At 65.9% G+C, this 19,153-nt stretch carries 16 protein-coding genes and 1 pseudogene; 5 read left to right on the forward strand and 12 right to left on the reverse strand.

Going from position 1 to position 19,153, the window contains the following annotated elements:
- Positions 1-36: 36 nt before the first annotated feature.
- From HAP54_RS09310 to HAP54_RS09330, 5 genes are all read right to left on the reverse strand, one after another.
- Positions 37-1,992: a DEAD/DEAH box helicase gene (locus HAP54_RS09310; protein ID WP_166299491.1), complete on the reverse strand. Its 1,956-nt coding sequence runs from the start codon at positions 1,990-1,992 to the stop codon at positions 37-39.
- A gap of 209 nt (positions 1,993-2,201) precedes the next feature.
- On the reverse strand, positions 2,202-2,957 hold the full coding sequence (locus HAP54_RS09315) for an SDR family oxidoreductase (RefSeq protein WP_166299493.1): 756 nt from the start codon (positions 2,955-2,957) through the stop codon (positions 2,202-2,204).
- A gap of 283 nt (positions 2,958-3,240) precedes the next feature.
- Complete coding sequence (locus HAP54_RS09320) at positions 3,241-3,795, reverse strand: flavin reductase family protein (protein WP_166307622.1); 555 nt, start codon at positions 3,793-3,795, stop codon at positions 3,241-3,243.
- Positions 3,796-3,875: 80 nt separating this feature from the next.
- Positions 3,876-4,976: an LLM class flavin-dependent oxidoreductase gene (locus HAP54_RS09325; protein ID WP_166299495.1), complete on the reverse strand. Its 1,101-nt coding sequence runs from the start codon at positions 4,974-4,976 to the stop codon at positions 3,876-3,878.
- Positions 4,977-5,399: 423 nt separating this feature from the next.
- Positions 5,400-7,742 carry a mechanosensitive ion channel domain-containing protein gene (locus HAP54_RS09330; RefSeq protein ID WP_166299497.1) on the reverse strand — a complete coding sequence of 781 codons (2,343 nt, stop codon included), beginning with the start codon at positions 7,740-7,742 and terminating at the stop codon, positions 5,400-5,402.
- 336 nt (positions 7,743-8,078) lie between these two features.
- Here HAP54_RS09330 and HAP54_RS09335 point away from each other — a divergent pair, with 336 nt between their 5' ends.
- The 3 genes from HAP54_RS09335 to HAP54_RS09345 all read left to right on the forward strand — a co-directional run bounded on the left by HAP54_RS09335 (position 8,079) and on the right by HAP54_RS09345 (position 10,480).
- Positions 8,079-9,818, forward strand: a complete 1,740-nt coding sequence (locus tag HAP54_RS09335; RefSeq protein ID WP_166299499.1) for an ATP-dependent Clp protease adaptor ClpS — start codon at positions 8,079-8,081, stop codon at positions 9,816-9,818.
- Positions 9,819-9,902: 84 nt separating this feature from the next.
- Positions 9,903-10,202 (forward strand): type II toxin-antitoxin system RelE/ParE family toxin, encoded by a 300-nt coding sequence (locus tag HAP54_RS09340; RefSeq protein ID WP_312022743.1) that lies wholly within the window; start codon positions 9,903-9,905, stop codon positions 10,200-10,202.
- A complete protein-coding gene (locus HAP54_RS09345) occupies positions 10,199-10,480 on the forward strand; it encodes a helix-turn-helix domain-containing protein (protein ID WP_166299501.1) in 282 nt (93 codons plus the stop codon). Before HAP54_RS09340 ends, HAP54_RS09345 begins: the two co-directional genes overlap by 4 nt.
- Before the next feature lie 46 nt (positions 10,481-10,526).
- Here the strand turns inward: HAP54_RS09345 and HAP54_RS09350 are convergent.
- Positions 10,527-12,540 (reverse strand): annotated as a pseudogene (locus tag HAP54_RS09350) (tetratricopeptide repeat protein).
- A gap of 173 nt (positions 12,541-12,713) precedes the next feature.
- Entirely contained in the window at positions 12,714-13,877 is a 1,164-nt protein-coding gene (locus HAP54_RS09355; RefSeq protein WP_166298459.1) for an IS4 family transposase, read from the reverse strand.
- A gap of 298 nt (positions 13,878-14,175) precedes the next feature.
- Here HAP54_RS09355 and HAP54_RS09360 point away from each other — a divergent pair, with 298 nt between their 5' ends.
- A complete protein-coding gene (locus tag HAP54_RS09360; protein ID WP_166299503.1) occupies positions 14,176-14,640 on the forward strand; it encodes an Rrf2 family transcriptional regulator in 465 nt (154 codons plus the stop codon).
- Positions 14,627-15,445, forward strand: a complete 819-nt coding sequence (locus HAP54_RS09365) for a class I SAM-dependent methyltransferase (RefSeq protein WP_166299505.1) — start codon at positions 14,627-14,629, stop codon at positions 15,443-15,445. Before HAP54_RS09360 ends, HAP54_RS09365 begins: the two co-directional genes overlap by 14 nt.
- A gap of 59 nt (positions 15,446-15,504) precedes the next feature.
- Here HAP54_RS09365 and HAP54_RS09370 read toward each other — a convergent pair whose 3' ends face one another.
- The 5 genes from HAP54_RS09370 to HAP54_RS09390 form a co-directional block, all read right to left on the reverse strand.
- Positions 15,505-15,672, reverse strand: a complete 168-nt coding sequence (locus tag HAP54_RS09370) for a hypothetical protein (RefSeq protein ID WP_166299507.1) — start codon at positions 15,670-15,672, stop codon at positions 15,505-15,507.
- A 91-nt stretch (positions 15,673-15,763) separates the two neighbouring features.
- On the reverse strand, positions 15,764-16,048 hold the full coding sequence (locus HAP54_RS09375) for a hypothetical protein (protein ID WP_166299509.1): 285 nt from the start codon (positions 16,046-16,048) through the stop codon (positions 15,764-15,766).
- A 153-nt stretch (positions 16,049-16,201) separates the two neighbouring features.
- Entirely contained in the window at positions 16,202-16,615 is a 414-nt protein-coding gene (locus tag HAP54_RS09380) for a DUF3597 domain-containing protein (protein ID WP_166299511.1), read from the reverse strand.
- 285 nt (positions 16,616-16,900) lie between these two features.
- A complete protein-coding gene (locus HAP54_RS09385) occupies positions 16,901-17,401 on the reverse strand; it encodes a Rab family GTPase (RefSeq protein WP_166299513.1) in 501 nt (166 codons plus the stop codon).
- On the reverse strand, positions 17,401-19,152 hold the full coding sequence (locus tag HAP54_RS09390; protein ID WP_166299515.1) for an OmpA family protein: 1,752 nt from the start codon (positions 19,150-19,152) through the stop codon (positions 17,401-17,403). The genes HAP54_RS09385 and HAP54_RS09390 overlap by 1 nt, the downstream gene beginning before the upstream one ends.
- Position 19,153 lies beyond the last annotated feature (1 nt).

Raw genomic sequence — 19,153 nt, forward strand, 5'->3', positions numbered from 1 at the left:
GCCGGATCGCCGCGGTCGAAGCGCTATGGTGACAGATCAGCCGCGGCGCTTTTTCTTTCCCTTCTTTCCGGATGCCTTCGTCGACCATTCGGTCACCCCAGTCGGTGGTCCAGCGTGGCCGGACTTGTCCCGATGCGGCTTTTTCTTATCCCGCGCCGGCTCACCGCCGAACTTCGCGCCGCTGTCGCGATAAGGCTTGCCGCGGTGCTTTGGACCGGCCGCATCGCGCGCCCCGTCACCGTGACGCGCACCGCCATCCGCGTCGACCGCCTCGCGCCGGGGCGCGTGTGATCGCTTGTCGGACGCCGCCTGCCCTTGCGGCGCGCCGGTGAGCGGCTCGATGCGGATGCTGTCTTCCTTGTCCGGACGCTGGACCTTGACAGCGAAGGATTCGGCGACCCGCTCCGAAATCTCGAACTCGGTGGTGGTATCCATGATCCTGATGGCGCCGATGTCGCGCTTGTCGATGCCGCCGCGACGGCAGATCATCGGCAACAGCCAGCGCGCTTCCGCATTCTTCTTTCGTCCGATCGCCGCCCGGAACCAGACGCTGGCTTCCGCCATGCCGTGGCGCGACGACGATGTTTCGCTCTTCGATCGGGCTCGCGCAGGCCGGTCATCGCCGCGTGCGCTGCGCGGATCGTCCCGGCCGCGATCGTCGCGCGATCGGCCCTTGCCCTCGCCGGGATCGCTGATGTCTTCGGGCGACGGAAGCCGGGCACGATAGAGCCGCGCCAGCGCCGCGGCGATCTCCTCCGGCGAGCGCTCGGCGAGCAATGCCTGCGCCAGCACCAGATCGTCGGGGCTCGACTCCTCGGTGAGCACCGCATCCTTCAGCATGCGTTCGTGATCGAGCTTGCGGATCTCATCCGGCTGCGGCGCGGTGCCCCAGACCGCATCGATGCCGGACAAATTGAGCAGCAATTCCGCACGCCGTCGACGCGCCGGCGGCACCAGCAGGACGCTGACGCCCTTGCGGCCGGCACGGCCGGTGCGGCCCGAGCGATGCTGCATGACCTCGGCGTCATTGGGCAGATCCGCATGGATCACGAGGTCGAGGCTCGGCAGATCGATGCCGCGCGCCGCCACGTCGGTCGCCACGCAGACGCGGGAGCGTCCGTCGCGCAATGCCTGCAGCGCCTGGGTGCGCTCGTTCTGCGTCAACTCGCCGGACAGTGCGACCACGGAGAAGCCGCGCTCCAGGAGCGCCGACTGCAAATGCCTGACGGCTTCGCGCGTGTTGCAGAACACCAGCGCGCTCGGCGCGTCGAAGAAGCGCAACACGTTGACGACCGCGTGCTCGACGTCGCCGGGCGCGATCCGTATCGCTCGGTAGTCGATATCGGCATGACCGCCCTCGTCGCCCGCGACCTCGATCCGGAACGCCTGCTGCTGGTACTGCTTCGCCAGCGCGACGATGCCGCGCGGGAACGTTGCCGAGAACAGCAAGGTGCGCCGCGCCTCCGGCGTGGCCTCGAGGATGAACTCCATATCCTCGCGAAACCCGAGATTGAGCATCTCGTCGGCTTCGTCGAGCACCACAGCCTTCAATTCCGAGGTGTCGAGGTGGCCGCGGCGCAGATGGTCGCACAGCCGGCCGGGCGTCCCGACGACGATATGCGCGCCGGCGGCAAGCTCGCGCTGCTCGCGGCGCGGATCCATGCCGCCGACGCAGGAGACGACGCGTCCATCGGCATATTGATAAAGCCATGCGAGCTCGCGATGGACCTGCAAAGCAAGCTCACGCGTCGGCGCGACGATCAGGGCCAGCGGCGCAGCCGCCCGCTCGAACCGCTCGGCCCCGTCCAGCAGATCGGTGGCGATCGCAAGCCCGTAGGCGACGGTCTTGCCGGAGCCGGTCTGGGCCGAAACCAAGAGGTCGCGGCCGACGGCTTCGTCGGCAAGCACGGCGACCTGAACGGGGGTCGGCTGATCGTAGCTGCGCTCGGCGAGGGCCCGGGCGAGCGGCGGGCTTGTGGTCGAAAATGACACGAGAAGGGAAATCCTGGTTGGCGCAGAACGCCGCACCAGGCGGCGTCGAGCCGCGAGGTCCGGCAGGCGGCACGGCCGCGCGTGGCGATTGTGATTTCGGCTGCTTTACGCCAAGCGCGGGCAAATCACCATGCCCCATGGACCGCAAATCGGGCCGTAAATGCGGTGCCCGGGCCAGATTTGATCCCGCCACGTGCCGCGAGGGACGATCAGCCCCCCGGCCGTGAGCGGCGCAGCCATTCGCTCAGGTCGATCCGGCCGAGGCGGGCCTCGCCCAGCGGCACCAGCGAGTGCTGCTCGACCCGGCCGCCCCAATAGAGCGCGTCAGGGTCCCTGATCACCTCGCGCGGGTCGCCGACGGCCTTCAGGTAGCGGGCCACGATTTCATTGAATGGCGCGCGGTCCGGACCAGCGATCTCAACGATGCCGTTGCGCGGGGCGTCGAGCGCCACATCGGCCACCATGGCCGACACGTCCTCCGCCGCGATCGGTTGGAACAGGCCGGGTGACAGCCTGACCGCCTTGCCATCTCCACCCGCATCGGCGATCGCGCCGACGAATTCCATGAACTGCGTCGCGCGGATGATGGTGTAGGGAATACCGGAGGCCTCGATCAGCTTCTCCTGGGCCACCTTGGCGCGGAAGTAGCCGTTCTCGGGCGTCCGGTCGGTGCCGACGATCGAGAGCGCGACATGGTGCCGGACACCGGCCGGCTTCTCCGCCGCCAAGAGGTTGTGGCTGGAGGTCTCGAAGAATTCCATCACCGCCTTGTCCTCGAACGATGGCGAATTGGCGAGGTCAATCACCACGGCCGCGCCGGCCAGCGCCTGGTTGAGCCCCTCGCCGGTGATCGTGTTGACGCCACCCTTCGGCGAGGCGGCGACGACGTCATGGCCGCGCTGGCGCAGAATGGTAACGGTCTTGGACCCGATCAGTCCGGTGCCGCCGATCACAACGATCTTCATGATTGCTTCTCCCTTGTTGACGAGAGATCCCGGGACGCGCCTGTCCTTCAGATTGCCGCCGGCAACCGCGATGAGCGCACCGACGCCGTCATCGATCGCGCCTGCACGCGCGACGGCGCTTATAGCATGCGCTCGCGCATATGATGCGCGCGTCGATTTGATCAGGATTGGTCAGCGATGCTGATTGACTATCGAAGGACGGCTCGCCGCTGGCGCGGCGAAAACACGGAAGAGCGGCGATAGTATCGTCGCAATCCAACCGATCGCCGACTCCGTCAATCGATCAGGAAAACTCGTTCCAGCTGACGCGGCGCGCGTCGAGATCGCCGAGCACGACGGGGTCGTGGATGTTGCGCACGCTTTGGAAGCCAGAGCGCAGATAGATCAGCGGATCGACCGTGGTCACGGCGCGCACGTGCTGGACTTCGCCGATGAACACCGAATGGGTCTTGGTCTCGAGCTCCTGCGTCAGCACGCAGTCGAACGCCGCGACGGCATCCTCCTGCACCGGGGCACCGGTCGCGCCCGTGGTCCAGCGGCCGAACGCAAAGCGGTCATCGCCGTTGACGCCCTTCTGGCCGGAGAAGGTCAGCGCCAGCATCGCGTGGTCTTCGTTCAGGAAGTTGATGACGAAATGGCGCTCCTCGCGGATCCTTGTATGCGCGCTGGCGTTACGGTTAACGCAGACCAGGACCGAGGGCGGATTGTCCGAGAGCGAGCAGGCCGAGGTCACCGTCAGGCCGGTGCGCTGGCCCGGCTCGCGGCCGACCGTCACCAGCGCCACCGCGCCCGCGCAATGGCGCATCGCCTGCTTGAAACTCTGTGCGTCGACCGTCATGCCCTGACCCTGAACCGATAAAATCCCCTTGAAGATATGCGACGCGGGGTACGAGGCAAGCCCCGCACCCCGCGCAGCTGTCATGCAGCCTTCTCGAACTCGGCGCCGAGATGCTTGAGCCGCGGCATCACCTCGTTCTTGAGTAGCTCCAGCGAGTGCCGCCAGGCCTCCGGCTTGTGCTTGTAGTCGAAGCCGAACACGCAGAGGACGCCGAAGCCGCCGACCTCCTGGTAGATCTTCTCGATCTTCTCGGTGACGGTCGCCGGCGAGCCGACGATCCAATTCCGGCGCGCGCAATATTCGACGGTGACGTCGCTATCGGGCACGTCGGGCGCATGCTTCAGATAGTCCTTGAACCCGAAATGGCCGAGCAGCGGCAGGAAGTACTCGCCCATCATCCGGCCCATCATGTCGCCGGTCGACAGCCGCCACGCCTCCTCGTCGGTGTCGGCGACGAATACCTCGCGCACCAGCCGCCAGTCCTTGCGGCTCGCCTTGCGGCCGGTCTTGGCCGCGCCGGCCTCGACCGAATCCCAGTGGCTGCCGACATAGGCCGGGTTGAGGTTGAGGCTCATCGGAATGAAGCCGCGCTCGCCGGCAAGCTTCAGCGTGTCCGAGTTCTTCGATAGGCCCGCGACGCCGATCGGCGGATGCGGTCCCTGCAGCGGCTTGATATGGGGCTTCAGGAAATCGAACATCGTGTCCGGCTTGGACACCGTCCAGAATTTGCCCTTGTGCGTCCAGGGTCCCGGCTCGGACCACATCTTCAGGATGATCTCGAGCGCCTCGCGGGTCATGTCGCGGTTCTGCCCGGACATGCCGTCGACATTAAACATCGCCCAGTCGCTCGGCAGGCCGCTAGCCGCGACGCCGAAATTGAGCCGTCCGTTCGAGAGATGGTCGAGCATCGCGACGCGGTTCGCGAGCTCGGCCGGGTGATGATACGGCAGCAGGAAGCCGCCGGGGCCGATGCGCAGATTCTTGGTCTGCAGCAGCGCCTGCGCGACCAGCAGATCGGGCGACGGGTGCGGCTCCCAGGGTGCGGTGTGATGCTCGCCGATCCAGGCTTCCTGATAGCCGAGCTCGTCGAGCCAGCGCAGCGTCTGCAGGTCCCAGTCGTGGCCCTCCTTCAATCCGCACTCCGGCGGGTGCGGGGGCATGGTGAAGTAGCCAAGCTCCATGTGCGTTTCCTTCCTTCTGGCTTTGCGGTTCAGTCATGCAATGCGTCTTGCCGCGCATTCAAAGATGCGTTGAGCAAGCGCTGTGCCAGCGCGGAAATCGCAGGAGAGGAGGAGAAAGACGGCGTTTTCGGCCGACTTGTGAGCCATGCCGCGGGCTCAGCGAGGCCTTTACCGTCTCATCGTCGCGAGACGGTGTCGCAAGCCGTGAGACGCCGATGGCGTTCGGCTAATTTACTCCCTCTCCCCGTTCTTACGGGGAGAGGGTTGGGGTGAGGGGCTGCCTCCGCACATACGGAGACAGATACTCTCGCGGAGACTCCCCCTCACCCGAATTCGAGCTTCGCTCGAATTCGACCTCTCCCCGCAAGCGGGGCGAGGTAAAGCTGAGCCCGTTGTTCGATCCGGCCGAAAAGCCCGTCTGCCTTACCCCGCAGCGCGGCGCGGCAGCGCGCCGGTGTCCGGCTCGGAGGGTGCCGGAAGCTGCATCAAAATGGTCTGGCCCATCGAGGCGATCTCGATGCCCTCTTCCTGGAAGCGTCGCTTCATGCGGCGGTTGAACTCGCGTTGCACCGACCAGCGGCCGCCATCGGTGCAACGAATCTGGCCGACGATGGTCACCACCGAGCCGTCGACCTTGTCGACACCCCACAATTCGAGATCGCCGCGGATCAGCGCGCGATACGCCGTCTCCTGACGCATCCCGGCGACGATATCCTTCAGCACCTCGCCGGCGCGGTCGGTGTCCTCCTTGTAGGACACGTTGACACTGACCGCGGCATTGCCTGCGCCGCGGCTGGCATTGGTGATCGTCGTCACCGCACTGAACGGCACCACATGCACCGAGCCGTCGCCGGCGCGCAGCCGCATGGTGCGGATCGAGACGTTCTCGACCACGCCCGAGAGCCCCGACACCGTGACATTGTCGCCGACCTGCACGGTGTTCTCGATCAGCAGGAACAGCCCGGTGATCAGGTCCTGCACCAGCTTCTGCGAACCGAAGCCGATCGCGATGCCGACGATGCCGGCGCCGGCGAGCAGCGGCGCGACATTGACGCCGATCTCGCTGAGCGCGGTGAGCCCGACCACCGTGACGATGATGCAGAACAGCGCGGTGCGCAGCATCGGCTGGAAGGTGCGCAGGCGCGCGGCGCGGGCGAAGTGCCCTTCGCGCGACAGCGATTCGATCTGCCGGTCCATCAGCGCATTGGCGACTTCCCAGATCACGGCCGCGGCGAATGTGGCAATCCCGATCGTCACCAGCGCCGAGATCAGGCGGCTGCCGATCTGGCCGCCATAGAACCAGACGATGGCGTCGACGCCCCAGACCTCGAGCAGCGCGACGAAGCCGATCAGCGCGATCACCGCCGTGACCACCTTGCGCAGCAGCGGCAGATAGCGATTGGCGCGGGTCTCCAGCCCGGGGAAGCGGTGCAGCAGCTCCGGGCTGATGCGGAAGCCGCGATCGATCAGGCTCAGCACCACCATGATGACGAGGCGGGTGACCAGCAGCACCGCGACGGTGCCGACGAAATATTGCAGCAGCAGCGAATAGCCGTTGCGGATGTTGAGCGCCCACACCGCCCACAGCGCGAGGTCGAGCGCGATCGCCAGCACATGCCAGAGCGACGCGAGACGATTGCGCGTCCGCGCCGCGAGGCCGGTGCGACCGGCCGGCGCGCGGATCGCTTCCGCGACCTGCCGGCGGCACTGCAGGATGATGACGACGACGAAGAGATGCACGATCAGCATCACGAGCCGGAGCAGCGCGGCATAGCCGGCGCGATGCAGCCCAAGCAGCAGCGCGACATTGGCAAAGGCGATGCCGGAGACGCCGACGGCCACGATGCGCCGCGCCCAGATCTCGATATAGGCCGCGGTCTCGGCGCGGACGCGGAACAGGCCGAACGGACCGGCCAGCGCGCGCACCGCGCAGATCAGCACGCGTGAGAACACATAGGCGTTGACGACGGCCAGGATCACGAGCCGCGTGGTCGACTGGTCGCCGATCTCGGTGCCGAGCAGCGCGGTGGCGACGCCGCCGAACACCACCACCGGCAGCAATTCGAGCACGAGGCGGCCGAGCACGAAGGGCAGCCGGACCAGCGACTGCCAGGCCCGCGCCAGGCCGAGCCGGCGGCGATGCAACTCGCCCTCCGGGGTGACGTCGGCGACCGACGACGGCGGATCGGCGCTGGCCAGCGCCTGCACCGGCACCCGCGCAGTCTGCGGCAGCCGCGCTTCCAGGAATGCGACCGGCCGCTTGATCAAACGGAACACCACCCATTCGGCTGCCAGCGCGCAGCCGAACACCAGCGCCAGCTTCCAGGCGATATCGATCAGCAGGCCATAGGCAGCCGGATCGTTGGCGGTGCGCACGAACCAGTAATAGAACGCCGGAAAATGCGTCAGCGTGCGCGCGACGTCGGCGACCTCGCGCGACATCTCGCCGACCTGCTCCGAGACCATCAGCAACAGCTGCGCGCCGAGACTATCGGCGGTGAGCGGGATCGGCGACTGCTGCTCGGGGGCCGGCGCGGGCTGCGCCACCTGCGGCGAGGCATTGGCGATCGCCCGCAGCGTGTTGATGATCTCGCCGCGCTTCTTGTCGTCCTGCAGCGTGTCGAGCGCGCGCCTGGCCTGCTCAGGGGTCAGCGCGTCACTGGCCGCGGGTTGCGGCGGCGCCGGCTTGGCGGCCGGCTGCGCGAGCGCAGGAGAGAGGAACAGCGTGAAGACGAGAAGGATCGCAAAACGAAGTTTGTGCGACACGAGGACCTCATAAAAAATAATCGCGCGACGGAAGATTCCTCGAGAGAATCTGCCTCGCGCTCGCATCATGTCGGATTACTCCTTTTCGCCCCGATGATGTGTCGGAAGTTTGCCGTTGCAGCGGCCATCTCTTGGCATTTGTCTTGGCATTTGCCGCAACACGATCGTCACAAGCGTTGAAGTGCGTTTACGCTCTGCAGCGCGTTCCGCGCTGAGCGGGCCAATCGGTGCTCGCCACACGCCAGGGCTGAGGTAGGACAATCTTTCGCTTGACGCGCAAAGGCCTCTATGATGTTCTTACTTTGTTCTTCGCGTTCCATTGCGTTGCGGGGTCTCATGCACGATGTTTTTGCCGACGACGGACCGGTGCAGCTTTTCATCCACGACGACGATGAAACCCCGCTGGAATTCGTGCAGGATTTGTTGCGAACGGTGTTCGGAAAATCCCAGCAGGAAGCCGTCGCGGCGGCTGCCTTGATCGAAGCCAAAGGTGCTATTCCGTGCGGCCCTTATCCGGCACCGGTGGCACGGGCAATATTCAACTCGGCGAAGTGGCTGATCCGCTCCAACGGCCAGCCATTGATGATCACCTCCGAATCCGCTGACGCCAGCCGGCCGTGCGATCTCTGCGAAGCCCCGCGGGCCGTGACGGAGATTTTTCTCGCCGGTATGACCGGTGCGACCGCCTCGCTGTGCAGCGATTGTCTGCTCGCCGCACGCCGCAGCTCGGAAGAATTGCCAGGCGAAACGTTTCGATCCGCTTACGTTGCGCTTGACTGGCATTTCGCCGACGTGCCGCGCAACCTGATCGTGACGCGGGCGCGACAGTTTCCGGGTCACATGCGCGCCGACGTTCAGGTCGCGATTGACAAGCTGCTCACCGATCCGATCCACTTCTTCGGCATCCATGAGGAATATCGCTACGAGACCCTCGACTTCGCGGCGCTGATGAAGGCCGGCCGCAATGCACCGGCGATCGCGCCGCCGCAATATCACGACGTCGACATCGGCGAGGCCGAGCCCGTGAAGTGCCTCGCCAATGGACTGTGGCTGTGCCGCACCGGCGAGCTGCGCTACGCGGTGCTGCTGACATTCCATCGCGAATACAACCACGCGCCGTCACTGCGGATCGAGCTTGCGGTGCCCGCCGGCGCGGCCGGCAATGCTTTCGTGCAGCGCACCTTCGCCGAGCTGGAAATGGCCGTGCATGCGGCGCGATCCTATCGCGGCAAGATCCTGTCGTTGGAGGATGGCGCCAATTATCGCGGACGTTCGCGTGGCTTGACCGTGCATCGCTTGCCGACGGTTGCTCGCGATGACGCGGTCCTGCCGGACCGGACGCTGCGGCTGCTCGACCGCAACGTGCTCGGCTTCGTCGAAAGCCGCGATCTGCTGCGCGGGCTCGGCCAGTCGACCCGCAAGGGCATTCTGCTGTACGGCCCGCCCGGCACCGGCAAGACCCACACCATTCGCTATCTCGCCACCAACCTGCCCGGCCACACCACGCTGATCATCACTGCCGAGCAGGTCGGGCTGCTCGGTGCCTATATGAGCCTTGCGCGGCTGCTGCAGCCGACCATGGTCGTGATCGAGGATGTCGACCTGATCGCGCGCGACCGCGAGGACATGGGCGGACCGTGCGAGGAATCCCTGCTGAACAAGCTGCTCAACGAGATGGACGGCCTGAAGGAGGATTGCGATATCCTGTTCGTGCTGACCACCAACCGGCCCGAAGAGCTGGAGAGCGCGCTGGCCGGCCGGCCCGGCCGCATCGATCAGGCGATCGAGGTGCCGCTGCCCGACGAGACCGGGCGCGGCAAGTTGATCCGGCTCTACGGCAAGGGCCTGCCGCTCGACGAGGCCATCATCGACCAGGCAGTGGCACGCACGGCAAGCGTCAGCGCCGCCTTCATCAAGGAGCTGATGCGCCGCATCGCCCAGGCGAGCATCGCACGCGGCGGCGGCCGGGATGTCACTGCTGAAGACATCGACGGAGCGCTGAACGAAATGCTGTTCGACGGCGGCCGGCTCAACGTCAAGCTGCTCGGCGGCGCGCAGGGAATGAGCGCGGTGTGATGGCCGACGCATCAGTGCGGCGCTGCTTTACGCTATCTCAAAAATGAGATATTTATCTGGTGTCCTGGCGCGTCGAAATCCTCAATGAGGCCGTCGCAGCCGAGATCGCGGCGTTGCCGGTCGACATGCAGGCGCGCTTCCTCCGCCTCTCCGAGCGTATTGTTGCCGCCGGCGCTGGAAAGCTTGGGAGAACCGCATGTCAAGCACCTGGTAGGGAAGCTTTGGGAGTTGCGGCTGAAAGGGCGCGATGGAATTGCGCGGGCACTCTATGTGACGGCCACCGGTCGCCGGGTCGTAGTCGTGCGCGCGTTCGTCAAGAAATCTCAGAAGACGCCACCAGCGGAGATCGAGTTGGCGTTGCGGCGAGCAAAGGGAATTGCATGACCATTCCGTTCGAAAAGCTCAAGGCGCGCCTGCTGGCCAATCCCAAGGTCAAGGTCGAATACGACGCGCTTGCACCCGAATTCGAGATCGCCGCAGAACTGGTGAGAGCGCGCCAGCGCGCAGGACTGTCGCAATCCGAACTTGCCGCCCGGATGGGCACCAGTCAGTCGACCGTCGCTCGCCTCGAAAGCGGCCAAACGCTGCCGAGCACCAAGACGCTGCTACGATTTGCCAAGGCGACTGGCAGCAAGTTCCAGATCCGACTCTCGGCGGCGTAACAGCAAGCAACAGACGATCCGCCCGCCCATCGGCGCCGCTGGCTGATTATCCCCGCTGCACAGGCGGCAACAGCAGCGCGCGATCACCGGCCACGACCCGCGCAAGCTCGTCGGACATCCGCGACAGCACGCGGTCCCAGGCCTGCGGTCGGTCCTGGCGGAACAGCCGCATGGTCGGATACCACGGCGTGTCGGCGCGGTCGCGCAGCCAGCGCCAGTCGAGCGCATAGGGGCACAGCAGCCAGACCGGGCGGCCGAGCGCGCCGGCAAGATGCGCCACCGACGTATCGACGGCGATCACGAGATCGAGCGCGCTGACGGCTGCTGCGGTGTCGGCAAAATCGCCGAGCGTCGGCGCGAGGTCGACGATATCGGAACCGAGACGCCGCAGCACCGGTGCATCGTCCGGCCGCGGTTCCTTCTGCAGGCTGTAGAGCTGGACACCAGGAGTAACCAGCCGCGGCAGCACGGCGTCCGCCGGCGAGCGCCGCGCGCCAGCGCGCCAGCTTGACGGCATCCGCCTGCAGATAGGACACGTCAGCGGGAATCGTATCGACGGTGGTGCGGAAGATCCGCGGCAGGCTCAGCAGCGGCAGCTGTAGATCGAACGGCGGCAATGACTCGCCGCGGGCGAACACCGCGACATCGGGCAGCATCGGCCGCAGCAGTGAGACCAGCGCCGGCTGCACCTGCAGGATGATCCGGCCGCCTCTGCCCGCCAGCATCGGCACATAGCGGACGAAATTGATGGCGTCGCCGAGCCCGTATTCGGCAAACAGCAGCAGCGTGCGCCCGGCGAGCGGCTCACCCTGCCATTCCGGCTCGTCGAACACGGGATCGCCGTCACTGAGCATCTTGGTCTTGCGGCGCCACTGGTACTCTTCAAAACCCTCCTCGAACTCGCCGTTCATCAAGAGGAAATGCGCGTGGTTGTAATGCGCGAGCGGCTGATCGGGATCGAGCGCGATGGCCTTGCGCGAGGCCACCAGTGCGGCATCGATGTCGCCGGCATTGCGCAGCGCGACCGCGAGATTGGCATGGCCCTTGGCGTAATTGGGCTCGAGCTCGATGGCGCGCCGATGTGCTGCGACCGCCGCCTCGACCAGATTCTGCGCCTCGAAGATGATCCCGAGATTGGTGTGCGCAGCCGCATAGTCCGGCTTGAGCGCCAGCGCGAGCTCGGCGCAGGCGATGGCGTCGTCGACCTGCCCAAGCTCGAAGAGGCAGGCGCCGAGATTGTTGAGGATGACGTGGTCGGACGGGTCGCGGGCCGAGACCTTCCGATAGATGCGGAGTGCCTCCTCGCGCTCGCCCGCTTCGTGCAGCACCATCGCCAGCAGACGCTGCGGCGTGAGGTTTTCCGGATCGAGCGCCGTCGCGCGGCGAAATTGCACGATCGCGTCGTCGAGCAGGCCCTGGCGGTAGAGCGCGCCGCCGAGACCGCAATGCAGCCCGGCATTGTCGGGATCCGTGCCAAGCCCGCGGCGATAGGCGGTGGCGGCGTCGCCGAGCTTGTTCTGATCGGTCAACACATTGCCGAGATTGAGCCAGACGCCGCGATAGGCCGGGTCCCGCGCGATCACCTCGCTATAGGCCTGCTCCGCCTCGACCGGCCGCCGCTGCCCGGCCAGCGCAACGGCGAGGTTGAACTTCGCCCGCGTCAGGCCGGGATCGAGCGCGATGGCGCGGCGGAACGCCGTCTCGGCCTCGTCGAAGCGCGACAGATCGCACAGCGCAACGCCGAGCTTGATGTGCAGGCCGGCATCCTTCGGCCGCAGCGTCACGCCGCGCTGGAACGCCGCCGCCGCGCCCTCGTGCTCGCCCTTCACCGCGAGCGCATCGCCGAGCGTGGCGAATGCCGGCCCATGATGCGGATCGAGGCTGAACACCCGGTTCAGCAGCACCGCGCCCTCCGCAGCACGATCGGTCACGAAGGCGATGACGGCGGACAGATGCAGCGCCGGAACATGGTCGGGATCGGCAGTCAGGATGTCGCCGCACAGCGTGCCGGCCTCCGTCGCGCGGCCCGCGCCATAATGCTCCACCGCATCCAGCAACATCCGATCAACCGCCACACTGCCCACGATACCGCCCTCGCCTTCGCAATCCCGATAGGGATTAAACGGGCGGCGCCGCCAAATCCGGCACGAATATCCCGATTGAAGAATCATGACCCGGGTGCAGGCCCTGATCTCTTCTCCTTCCCCCTGAAAGCAGGGCTGTCCGGGGAAATTCAACCATAGCAGAGTTCCATCTGGTTGAGGGGCGTTCTGCATTTGCGGCGGCTAGGGTTGATTGGCGGAGGCTTGTCGATGCTGGCGAAGGCTCGCCGGGTGAACAGGAACTGGCTGACGAGTTCGGCGAGCCTGAGCGGCAGCATTTTGATGCAGTTGGTCCGCGCGGCAATGCGCAACAGTAGGTAGGCAATCATCGCAGCAAGCACTTGCAGGCGGATTGCATTGTCGTTGGTGCCGAGGAACTTGCGGATGTCGAGGTGCTGCTTGATCCAGCGGAACAGCAGTTCGATCTGCCACCGGCTCTTGTAGAGGGCGGCGATCTCGACGGCCGTTCGGGTCGTATCGTTGGTGAGAAGCGTGATCACGCCGCCGTTCTCCCGCCTGACCTTGATGCGCCGCAGCGGTATCGGCAAACGCGAGTCGCCCTTACTGGTGAGCTTCACCTCGTCGTCGACGATGATCCTGAAGCCGTCCCCCTTGCTGTTGCGGATGGTGCGATGCCTGACCGCGCGTAGCCGGATGCTCGTCTTCGGCCGGGTCACGAAGAAAGCCTTGCTATCATTGATCTTCTGCCACCAGTCGAAACGGCAATATCCCTTGTCGAACACGTAGGTTGTGCCGGCCTGGATCGGAGTCTGGCGACCGATCTCGATATCGTTGACGTTGGCAGCCGTCACCTCGACGCACTTCGGGATATCGCCCTTGGGATCGTAGACCACGTGCAGCTTCATGCCGCGGATGCGGCCGTTCCACACCGCCCAGGTGCAAACTTTGCCAAGCGGGATCGGACTGGCGTCGATCAGGCGCACCATCTCCTTGCCTTCGCCCCGCAACTGCCGGCTTGCCATCGCCGACAATCGTGCAAAGGTTTGCGCAAAAATGCTGGACGGGCGGCGGGTATTGGCATCCGACAGCGTCGAGCGGGACAACCTGCCGGTGCCCAGATGATAGTGATGCTGAGGATTGGCGTTGAAGCCGGTCACCACGGCGCGCAGGCTGTTGTTCCCGCTCAACTGCGCATAGATCAGCGCTACCAGGTGATCCCAGCTCTTGAACGACTTGTCGTAGGCATCCCCGTCCAGACGATCCACAGCCGTCTGAAACTGCCGCCGATTGATCGGTTCAAGCAGCCTACTAAAAATGCTATCGCGAAATCGCATGCTCGGCCTTCTGTGTCTCGACAACCAGAAAAGACCGATTTGCCTCGGTTTTGCCGAGCATGCACCGCGACACAGTGAATCATTCCCCGGACAGCCCTGCCCTGAAAGGGGGAAGGTCGGGATGGGGGTCAGCCGCAGACGACGCTGCAAGCGGAGAGAGCGGATCCCCACCCGCTTTGCTCTGCCGAGCGAAGCGACCTCCCCTTTTCAAGGGGAGGTAAGAGGGCGACCAGGAGCGATGATGCGCCCGCCATGCGCCCTCTTGACGTCCGGCCCATCATGTAACATATGAAGTTACATGATACGCGACAGCCGTTTGTCTGGTGTGCTGCACGGCCTGCTCCACATGATCGGAGCGGGCGAACCGGTCACGTCGGAGCAACTTGCCCAGGCGATGGCCACCAACCCGGTGGTCGTACGCCGCGTGATGGCGGGCCTGCGCGAGAAGGGGCTGGTCCGTTCGGAGAAGGGCCATGGCGGCGGCTGGACGCTCGCGCGCGATCCCGCCGACATCACGCTCGCGGACATCTATCGCGCGGTCGGCGCGCCTACGATCGTTGCGATGGGCCATCGCTCGGAAAATCCCGGGTGCCTGGTCGAACAGGCGGTCAACGACGCGCTCACAGGTACGTTTCGCGAGGTCGAGGCGATCTTCCTGAAGCGGCTCGGCGCGGTGACGCTCGATGCCCTCGCCAAGGATTTCAAGCGCCGGCTCGCCAAGCACAAACAGAGCCTTGAGGACCAGATCCATGCAGTCAAGTGAGCAGGCGAAACCTCTGCCGTTCAACGATCCCGCGCACTGGGACAAGATGGTTGCCACCTACGAGGCGCAGTCGCAGCCGTTCACGACGCACTTCGCCGACGCCGCGGTCGCAACACTCCCGATCGGCCGGTCATCCAAAGTGCTCGACGTCGCCACCGGCACCGGTGCGGCAGCGCTTGCCGCCGCCCGCACCGGCGCAGACGTCACCGCGATCGACTTCTCCGCCGGCATGGTGGCGCGGGTCCGTGCGCATGATGTCGCGAACATCGAGGCGCGGCAGATGGACGGCCAGGCGCTCGACCTGCCGGATGCTACATTCGATGCGGCGGTGTCGGTGTTCGGCGTGATGCTGTTTCCCAACTGGCGCGCCGGCTTGCGCGAGATGGCGCGCGTGACGCGATCAGGCGGGACGGCCGCGATTGCGGTCTGGAAAAGCGCCGACGGCGCCGCGGTGCATCTCTTGCTCGCGCAGATCATCCGGCGGCTCTATCCCGACAACGTCACGCCGATGCCCTGCACGGGCCTCGCCGAGCTCGCCGATCCCGGCCGCCTCGCTGCGGCAGTCATCGCCGCCGGCTTCTCCGTTCCGGCGGTCGCCGAGATCACCCACGACTTCAAGCTCAATGTCGGCAATCCCGGCGATGTCGACAAGCTGTTCGAATTCATGCCGCATTGGAGCGGGCTCGACGCGGACCAGAGCGCCGCGGTCGCGCGCGCCTTCCGGAGCGAGATCGAGCGCGGACGGGTCGGTGACATCTTCGCGATTCCCTCGACCGCACTGGTCGCGACGGCCCGGCGGCTCTGATCGCAGTGCGGAGTTTGGCGGGCTCGGTGAGGCGGGTCCGTGGCCGTGCCGTTCTCGCCTCAGCGCGTATCGTCGTCCTGCTTCTCTCCATCGCTCGGCGGCTGCAGGCCGGGGCTGTTGGCCCAGCGGTCGAGTTCCTCGATGACCCGCCGGTGGCTCGGCCGTAGCGTCGACGGACCACCAGGCTCCTGCGACAATTTTCGGGGCAGCTTGACCTGTTCTGGCATGGCGAGGCTCCAGAGCTGGGCGGCGTGCGGGCCATTCGCAGCGATCGCTACGCAATGCGTAAGATCGCCGGCCGCAACGAAGGCGTGGAAATTATTTGCGGTCTGCCGGCTTCGCTGGCGCTCCGACCGGCTGCACGGGAGCCGCCTGCTCCCATGGCGCCGGCAGGATGACCCGCGCCGGCGGCAGGTTCTGCGCGGCGCGCTGCACATTTGCATTCGTCGGCCGCGGCTCGTCGCTGGCGCTATCGGCGCGTGCGATGGCGATCATGATGCCGAGCGCCAGCGCGACGAATCCAAGTCCTGCGCCGATCGACGCGACGGGCCGGACAAAGCCGGTCCAAGGACTGCCCATGGCGGCAAGATGAGATGAGGTCATCGCAACTGCTCCTCACGCAATACACATAGCCGTGCGGGAAACTAAAGCGCGATGTCGCGCTTTAGCTCCTTACTTTGAGCATGATCTTTTCGGAAAACCGCTACGCACTTTCCGGATCATGCTTTGGCGCCTCGCACGGCTCAAGGCAGCTCGTCAGGTCTTGATGTCGGCCGGCAGCTTGCCGCCATTGGCGGCGAGCTTGGCCATCACCCGCTGATGCAGCCAGACATTCATCGTGGCGGTGTTGTTGGTATCGCCGGTGTAGTGCAGCTCCTTCGCGAGCTCCTTGCGCGCTGCAAGGCTGCTGTCGAGGCCGAGCGCCTTCATCAGATCGACGATCGAGCTGCGCCAGTCGAGCTTCTCGCCGGTGGCCGCGGCGGCCTTGTCGACGATCGCCGCGACGTCGACGGTTTGCGCCGCGGGCGCTGCCGATGCAGCCGACGTTGACGGTGCTGCCGGCGAGGCACCCGGCGCAGCCGTCGTTGTGGTCTCAGCGGCGGTCCCAGCCGTCTTAGCCTGGGCGCCATGGCCGAAGATTGCACCCATGATGCTTCCAAAAATGCTCATGATCTCTCACTCCGTGCGCCCGAGACAGCGTTTGCCTCATGGCGGGTTCCAGTGACGGAGCGGACGATAGGCAGGCCATTGGCCGAGCGGAAGATGACCATCGTCACTATCGGAGTGCGGGACCGCGTGGTGCAGTTGGCGGGGAAAGTGTGCCGCTCGCCAAGCGGCCGCGTGAGAGCCTTTCATCGTACGCCCCACGTGCGATGAAGTCAGCCGCCCCGGCCCGATTCGCCAGCCCCGAGAAGTCGAGGCGGCTGACACAAACCTGCGCCGAAGTTTCCTGAGCTAAAGCTGGCGGCGGCGAATGGTCTGCGCGAGTTCGACAAAGCATTCCGCAATGCCTGTGCCGGTTTTCGCGCTGACCGATTTGACGCTCGACTTCGCGAGCTCGCCGATCGCGCCGGCGCTTCCCGCGGCCTCCGGCAGGTCGATCTTGTTCAACAGCGCCCGGTACGGCCGGCCCGGAAATCGCTCCTCGAAACCGCGGACCAGCTCGACCATGCGGCTCACCGTCTGCGGCCGCGTGACGTCGGACACGATGATGGCGGCGGATGCGCCGGTGACATAGACGGTGTCGAAGATCTGCGTGCCGAAATCGCCGTCGGTGTCCCACAGCACGAGGCGCATCGGATCGCTGCCGTCCGCCGGCACCACGTCATGGCTCAGGATCTCGACGCCCAGCGTCGATTTGTACTGGCCCTCGAACCGGTTGTAGATCAGCCGGTAGAGGATCGACGTCTTGCCGACCCCCATATCGCCGAGCAACATGACTTTTGCGGTGAGCATCAGCGCGACACTTCGCCTCGATAGACCGTCTCGAACGCCACCCGGCGGTTGCCGCCGGCGGTGGTGTCGGGCCGGTCAGTGATCGGCATCGTCGCGGCGCGCGACACCAGGATCAGCCGCGACGGATCGACGCCAAGCGCGGCCAGCCTGCGCTGCACCTGCTCCGCCCGCTTGCGCCCCAGCGTCCGGTTGGTGCCTTCCGTGCCGCTCTGGTCGGCATAGCCGACGATGCGCACCCTGAGATCGTTGTTCGCCAGCACGCCGGCCAGTTCGCGCAGCTGCTGCTCGGCCTGATCGTTGTCGAGGAATTCATCGGAATTGTAGACGAAGAAGATCGCGGAGGCGGCGATGAACCGGTCGAGCCGCGCCGTCGGTCCGTCGGCGACGGACTGCAGCTTCGCAACCTGCTCGCCCAGCTTCGTAGACTGCTCGCCGAGCTTGTCATATTGCGCGCTGAGCGCCGCATGTTTCTGGTCGCCCGACTGGGCCTGCGCGCTCATCGCCTCGCGCATCTGGTCGAGGCTCGCCTGCAGGCGCACCATACCCTGCTGCAGGCCCGCGATGCCGGCCTGCGATGCCGCGACCTGCTCCGGTGCGGACACCAGGCCGATGCGGTTGACGATCTTGTACGGCGCCGCCGCAGCGGCGAGCACGTCGAGCAGTGGTGCGGTCTCCAGCTGACTCGGCTCAATACCCGAGACCGCCACGCTACGGCTGCCGTGATCGAAGTCGAGCCGAAGCGGAAACGAGGCCAGCAACGGCTGCTTGGTGGCGAGCTGCTCCAGCGCCGTATGGGTCCGCCGCTCCAGCAGGCTGCGCGTCACCGACGTCACCGCAAGCCAGAGCAGCAGCGCGGCGATAGCCGCGAGCACGGCGATCAGGATGACCTTGCCGCGCCGGCTCGCGATCCTGCGCGGGGCGTCATCGGTCTCGATCGACGCGGCGAGCGTGGCGAGCATCGGCCCATCGCAGTCCGCGCCGCGGTCGATGCGCTCGATCGCATCGAAGAACAGCGAATTGATCCTGGCATTGTCGGCGGGACGCAGCGGCCCGAGGCACTCCGCCGCCAGGATGAAGCGGGGCGAGGCGCGCAGCGCGAGCTGCCGCCCGCCGAAATCAAGCGTCTGCAGATTGCCTTCGCCGGCGAGCGCCTGCACCGAGAATTCCAGGATCGCCGCGACCATCGCACTGAGCAGGTCGGCGCGTTCGTCGGCGGTCGCGTCGCGCTTCCAGTCCGCGATCAGGCGGCCATTGCCACGCTCGATGATCAGCAGGCGGTTGACGCGCGGCGGGTTGTCCGCGAGCACGAATTCGCTGATCGGGCGCCCCGTCACCAGCGACTTGACGCGCCCCACCCACAGCTGGGCCGAGGTCAATGCATTGATGCGCTGCTCGAGCGAGGCAACCAGTTCCCGGAACGAATTCGCCACCGCGGCACTGACCAGCCGGCCGACGATCGGATAAAGCGCCTCGATCATCTGCTCGCGCGAATTCTTGATCTCGCTCCGGATCGCGGAGACCACGACCGGCGCGATCGCGCTGGCGAGCTCGCGCGGCCGGTTGACCTCGGCGCGCTCCAGCGCCTCCACTAGGATGCCGGCGGTTGCCGTCTCCAGGCGGTCGGCGTTGCCGACATATCGCTGCAGCGAGTCGAGATTGGCCTCCAGCGACGTCAGACGCGTCGCCTCGGGCTGAAACAGCAATGTCTTGAGCTGCTCGATCTCGCGGTTCTGGCCGGCAGCAGCTGCCATG

The organism is Bradyrhizobium sp. 2S1, from assembly GCF_011516625.5.
Classification (GTDB): domain Bacteria; phylum Pseudomonadota; class Alphaproteobacteria; order Rhizobiales; family Xanthobacteraceae; genus Bradyrhizobium; species Bradyrhizobium septentrionale.

What these genes read in the sequence shown, in the direction of transcription:
- HAP54_RS09360 (WP_166299503.1), top strand. Translation starts at nt 14,176, where the DNA reads ATGATACGCGACAGCCGTTTGTCTGGTGTGCTGCACGGCCTGCTCCAC.
- HAP54_RS09345 (WP_166299501.1), top strand. Translation starts at nt 10,199, where the DNA reads ATGACCATTCCGTTCGAAAAGCTCAAGGCGCGCCTGCTGGCCAATCCC.
- HAP54_RS09380 (WP_166299511.1), bottom strand. Translation starts at nt 16,615, where the DNA reads ATGAGCATTTTTGGAAGCATCATGGGTGCAATCTTCGGCCATGGCGCC.
- HAP54_RS09385 (WP_166299513.1), bottom strand. Translation starts at nt 17,401, where the DNA reads ATGCTCACCGCAAAAGTCATGTTGCTCGGCGATATGGGGGTCGGCAAG.
- HAP54_RS09340 (WP_312022743.1), top strand. Translation starts at nt 9,903, where the DNA reads ATGAGGCCGTCGCAGCCGAGATCGCGGCGTTGCCGGTCGACATGCAGG.
- HAP54_RS09375 (WP_166299509.1), bottom strand. Translation starts at nt 16,048, where the DNA reads ATGACCTCATCTCATCTTGCCGCCATGGGCAGTCCTTGGACCGGCTTT.
- HAP54_RS09370 (WP_166299507.1), bottom strand. Translation starts at nt 15,672, where the DNA reads ATGCCAGAACAGGTCAAGCTGCCCCGAAAATTGTCGCAGGAGCCTGGT.
- HAP54_RS09315 (WP_166299493.1), bottom strand. Translation starts at nt 2,957, where the DNA reads ATGAAGATCGTTGTGATCGGCGGCACCGGACTGATCGGGTCCAAGACC.
- HAP54_RS09390 (WP_166299515.1), bottom strand. Translation starts at nt 19,152, where the DNA reads ATGGCAGCTGCTGCCGGCCAGAACCGCGAGATCGAGCAGCTCAAGACA.
- HAP54_RS09320 (WP_166307622.1), bottom strand. Translation starts at nt 3,795, where the DNA reads ATGACGGTCGACGCACAGAGTTTCAAGCAGGCGATGCGCCATTGCGCG.
- HAP54_RS09365 (WP_166299505.1), top strand. Translation starts at nt 14,627, where the DNA reads ATGCAGTCAAGTGAGCAGGCGAAACCTCTGCCGTTCAACGATCCCGCG.
- HAP54_RS09325 (WP_166299495.1), bottom strand. Translation starts at nt 4,976, where the DNA reads ATGGAGCTTGGCTACTTCACCATGCCCCCGCACCCGCCGGAGTGCGGA.
- HAP54_RS09355 (WP_166298459.1), bottom strand. Translation starts at nt 13,877, where the DNA reads ATGCGATTTCGCGATAGCATTTTTAGTAGGCTGCTTGAACCGATCAAT.
- HAP54_RS09335 (WP_166299499.1), top strand. Translation starts at nt 8,079, where the DNA reads ATGCACGATGTTTTTGCCGACGACGGACCGGTGCAGCTTTTCATCCAC.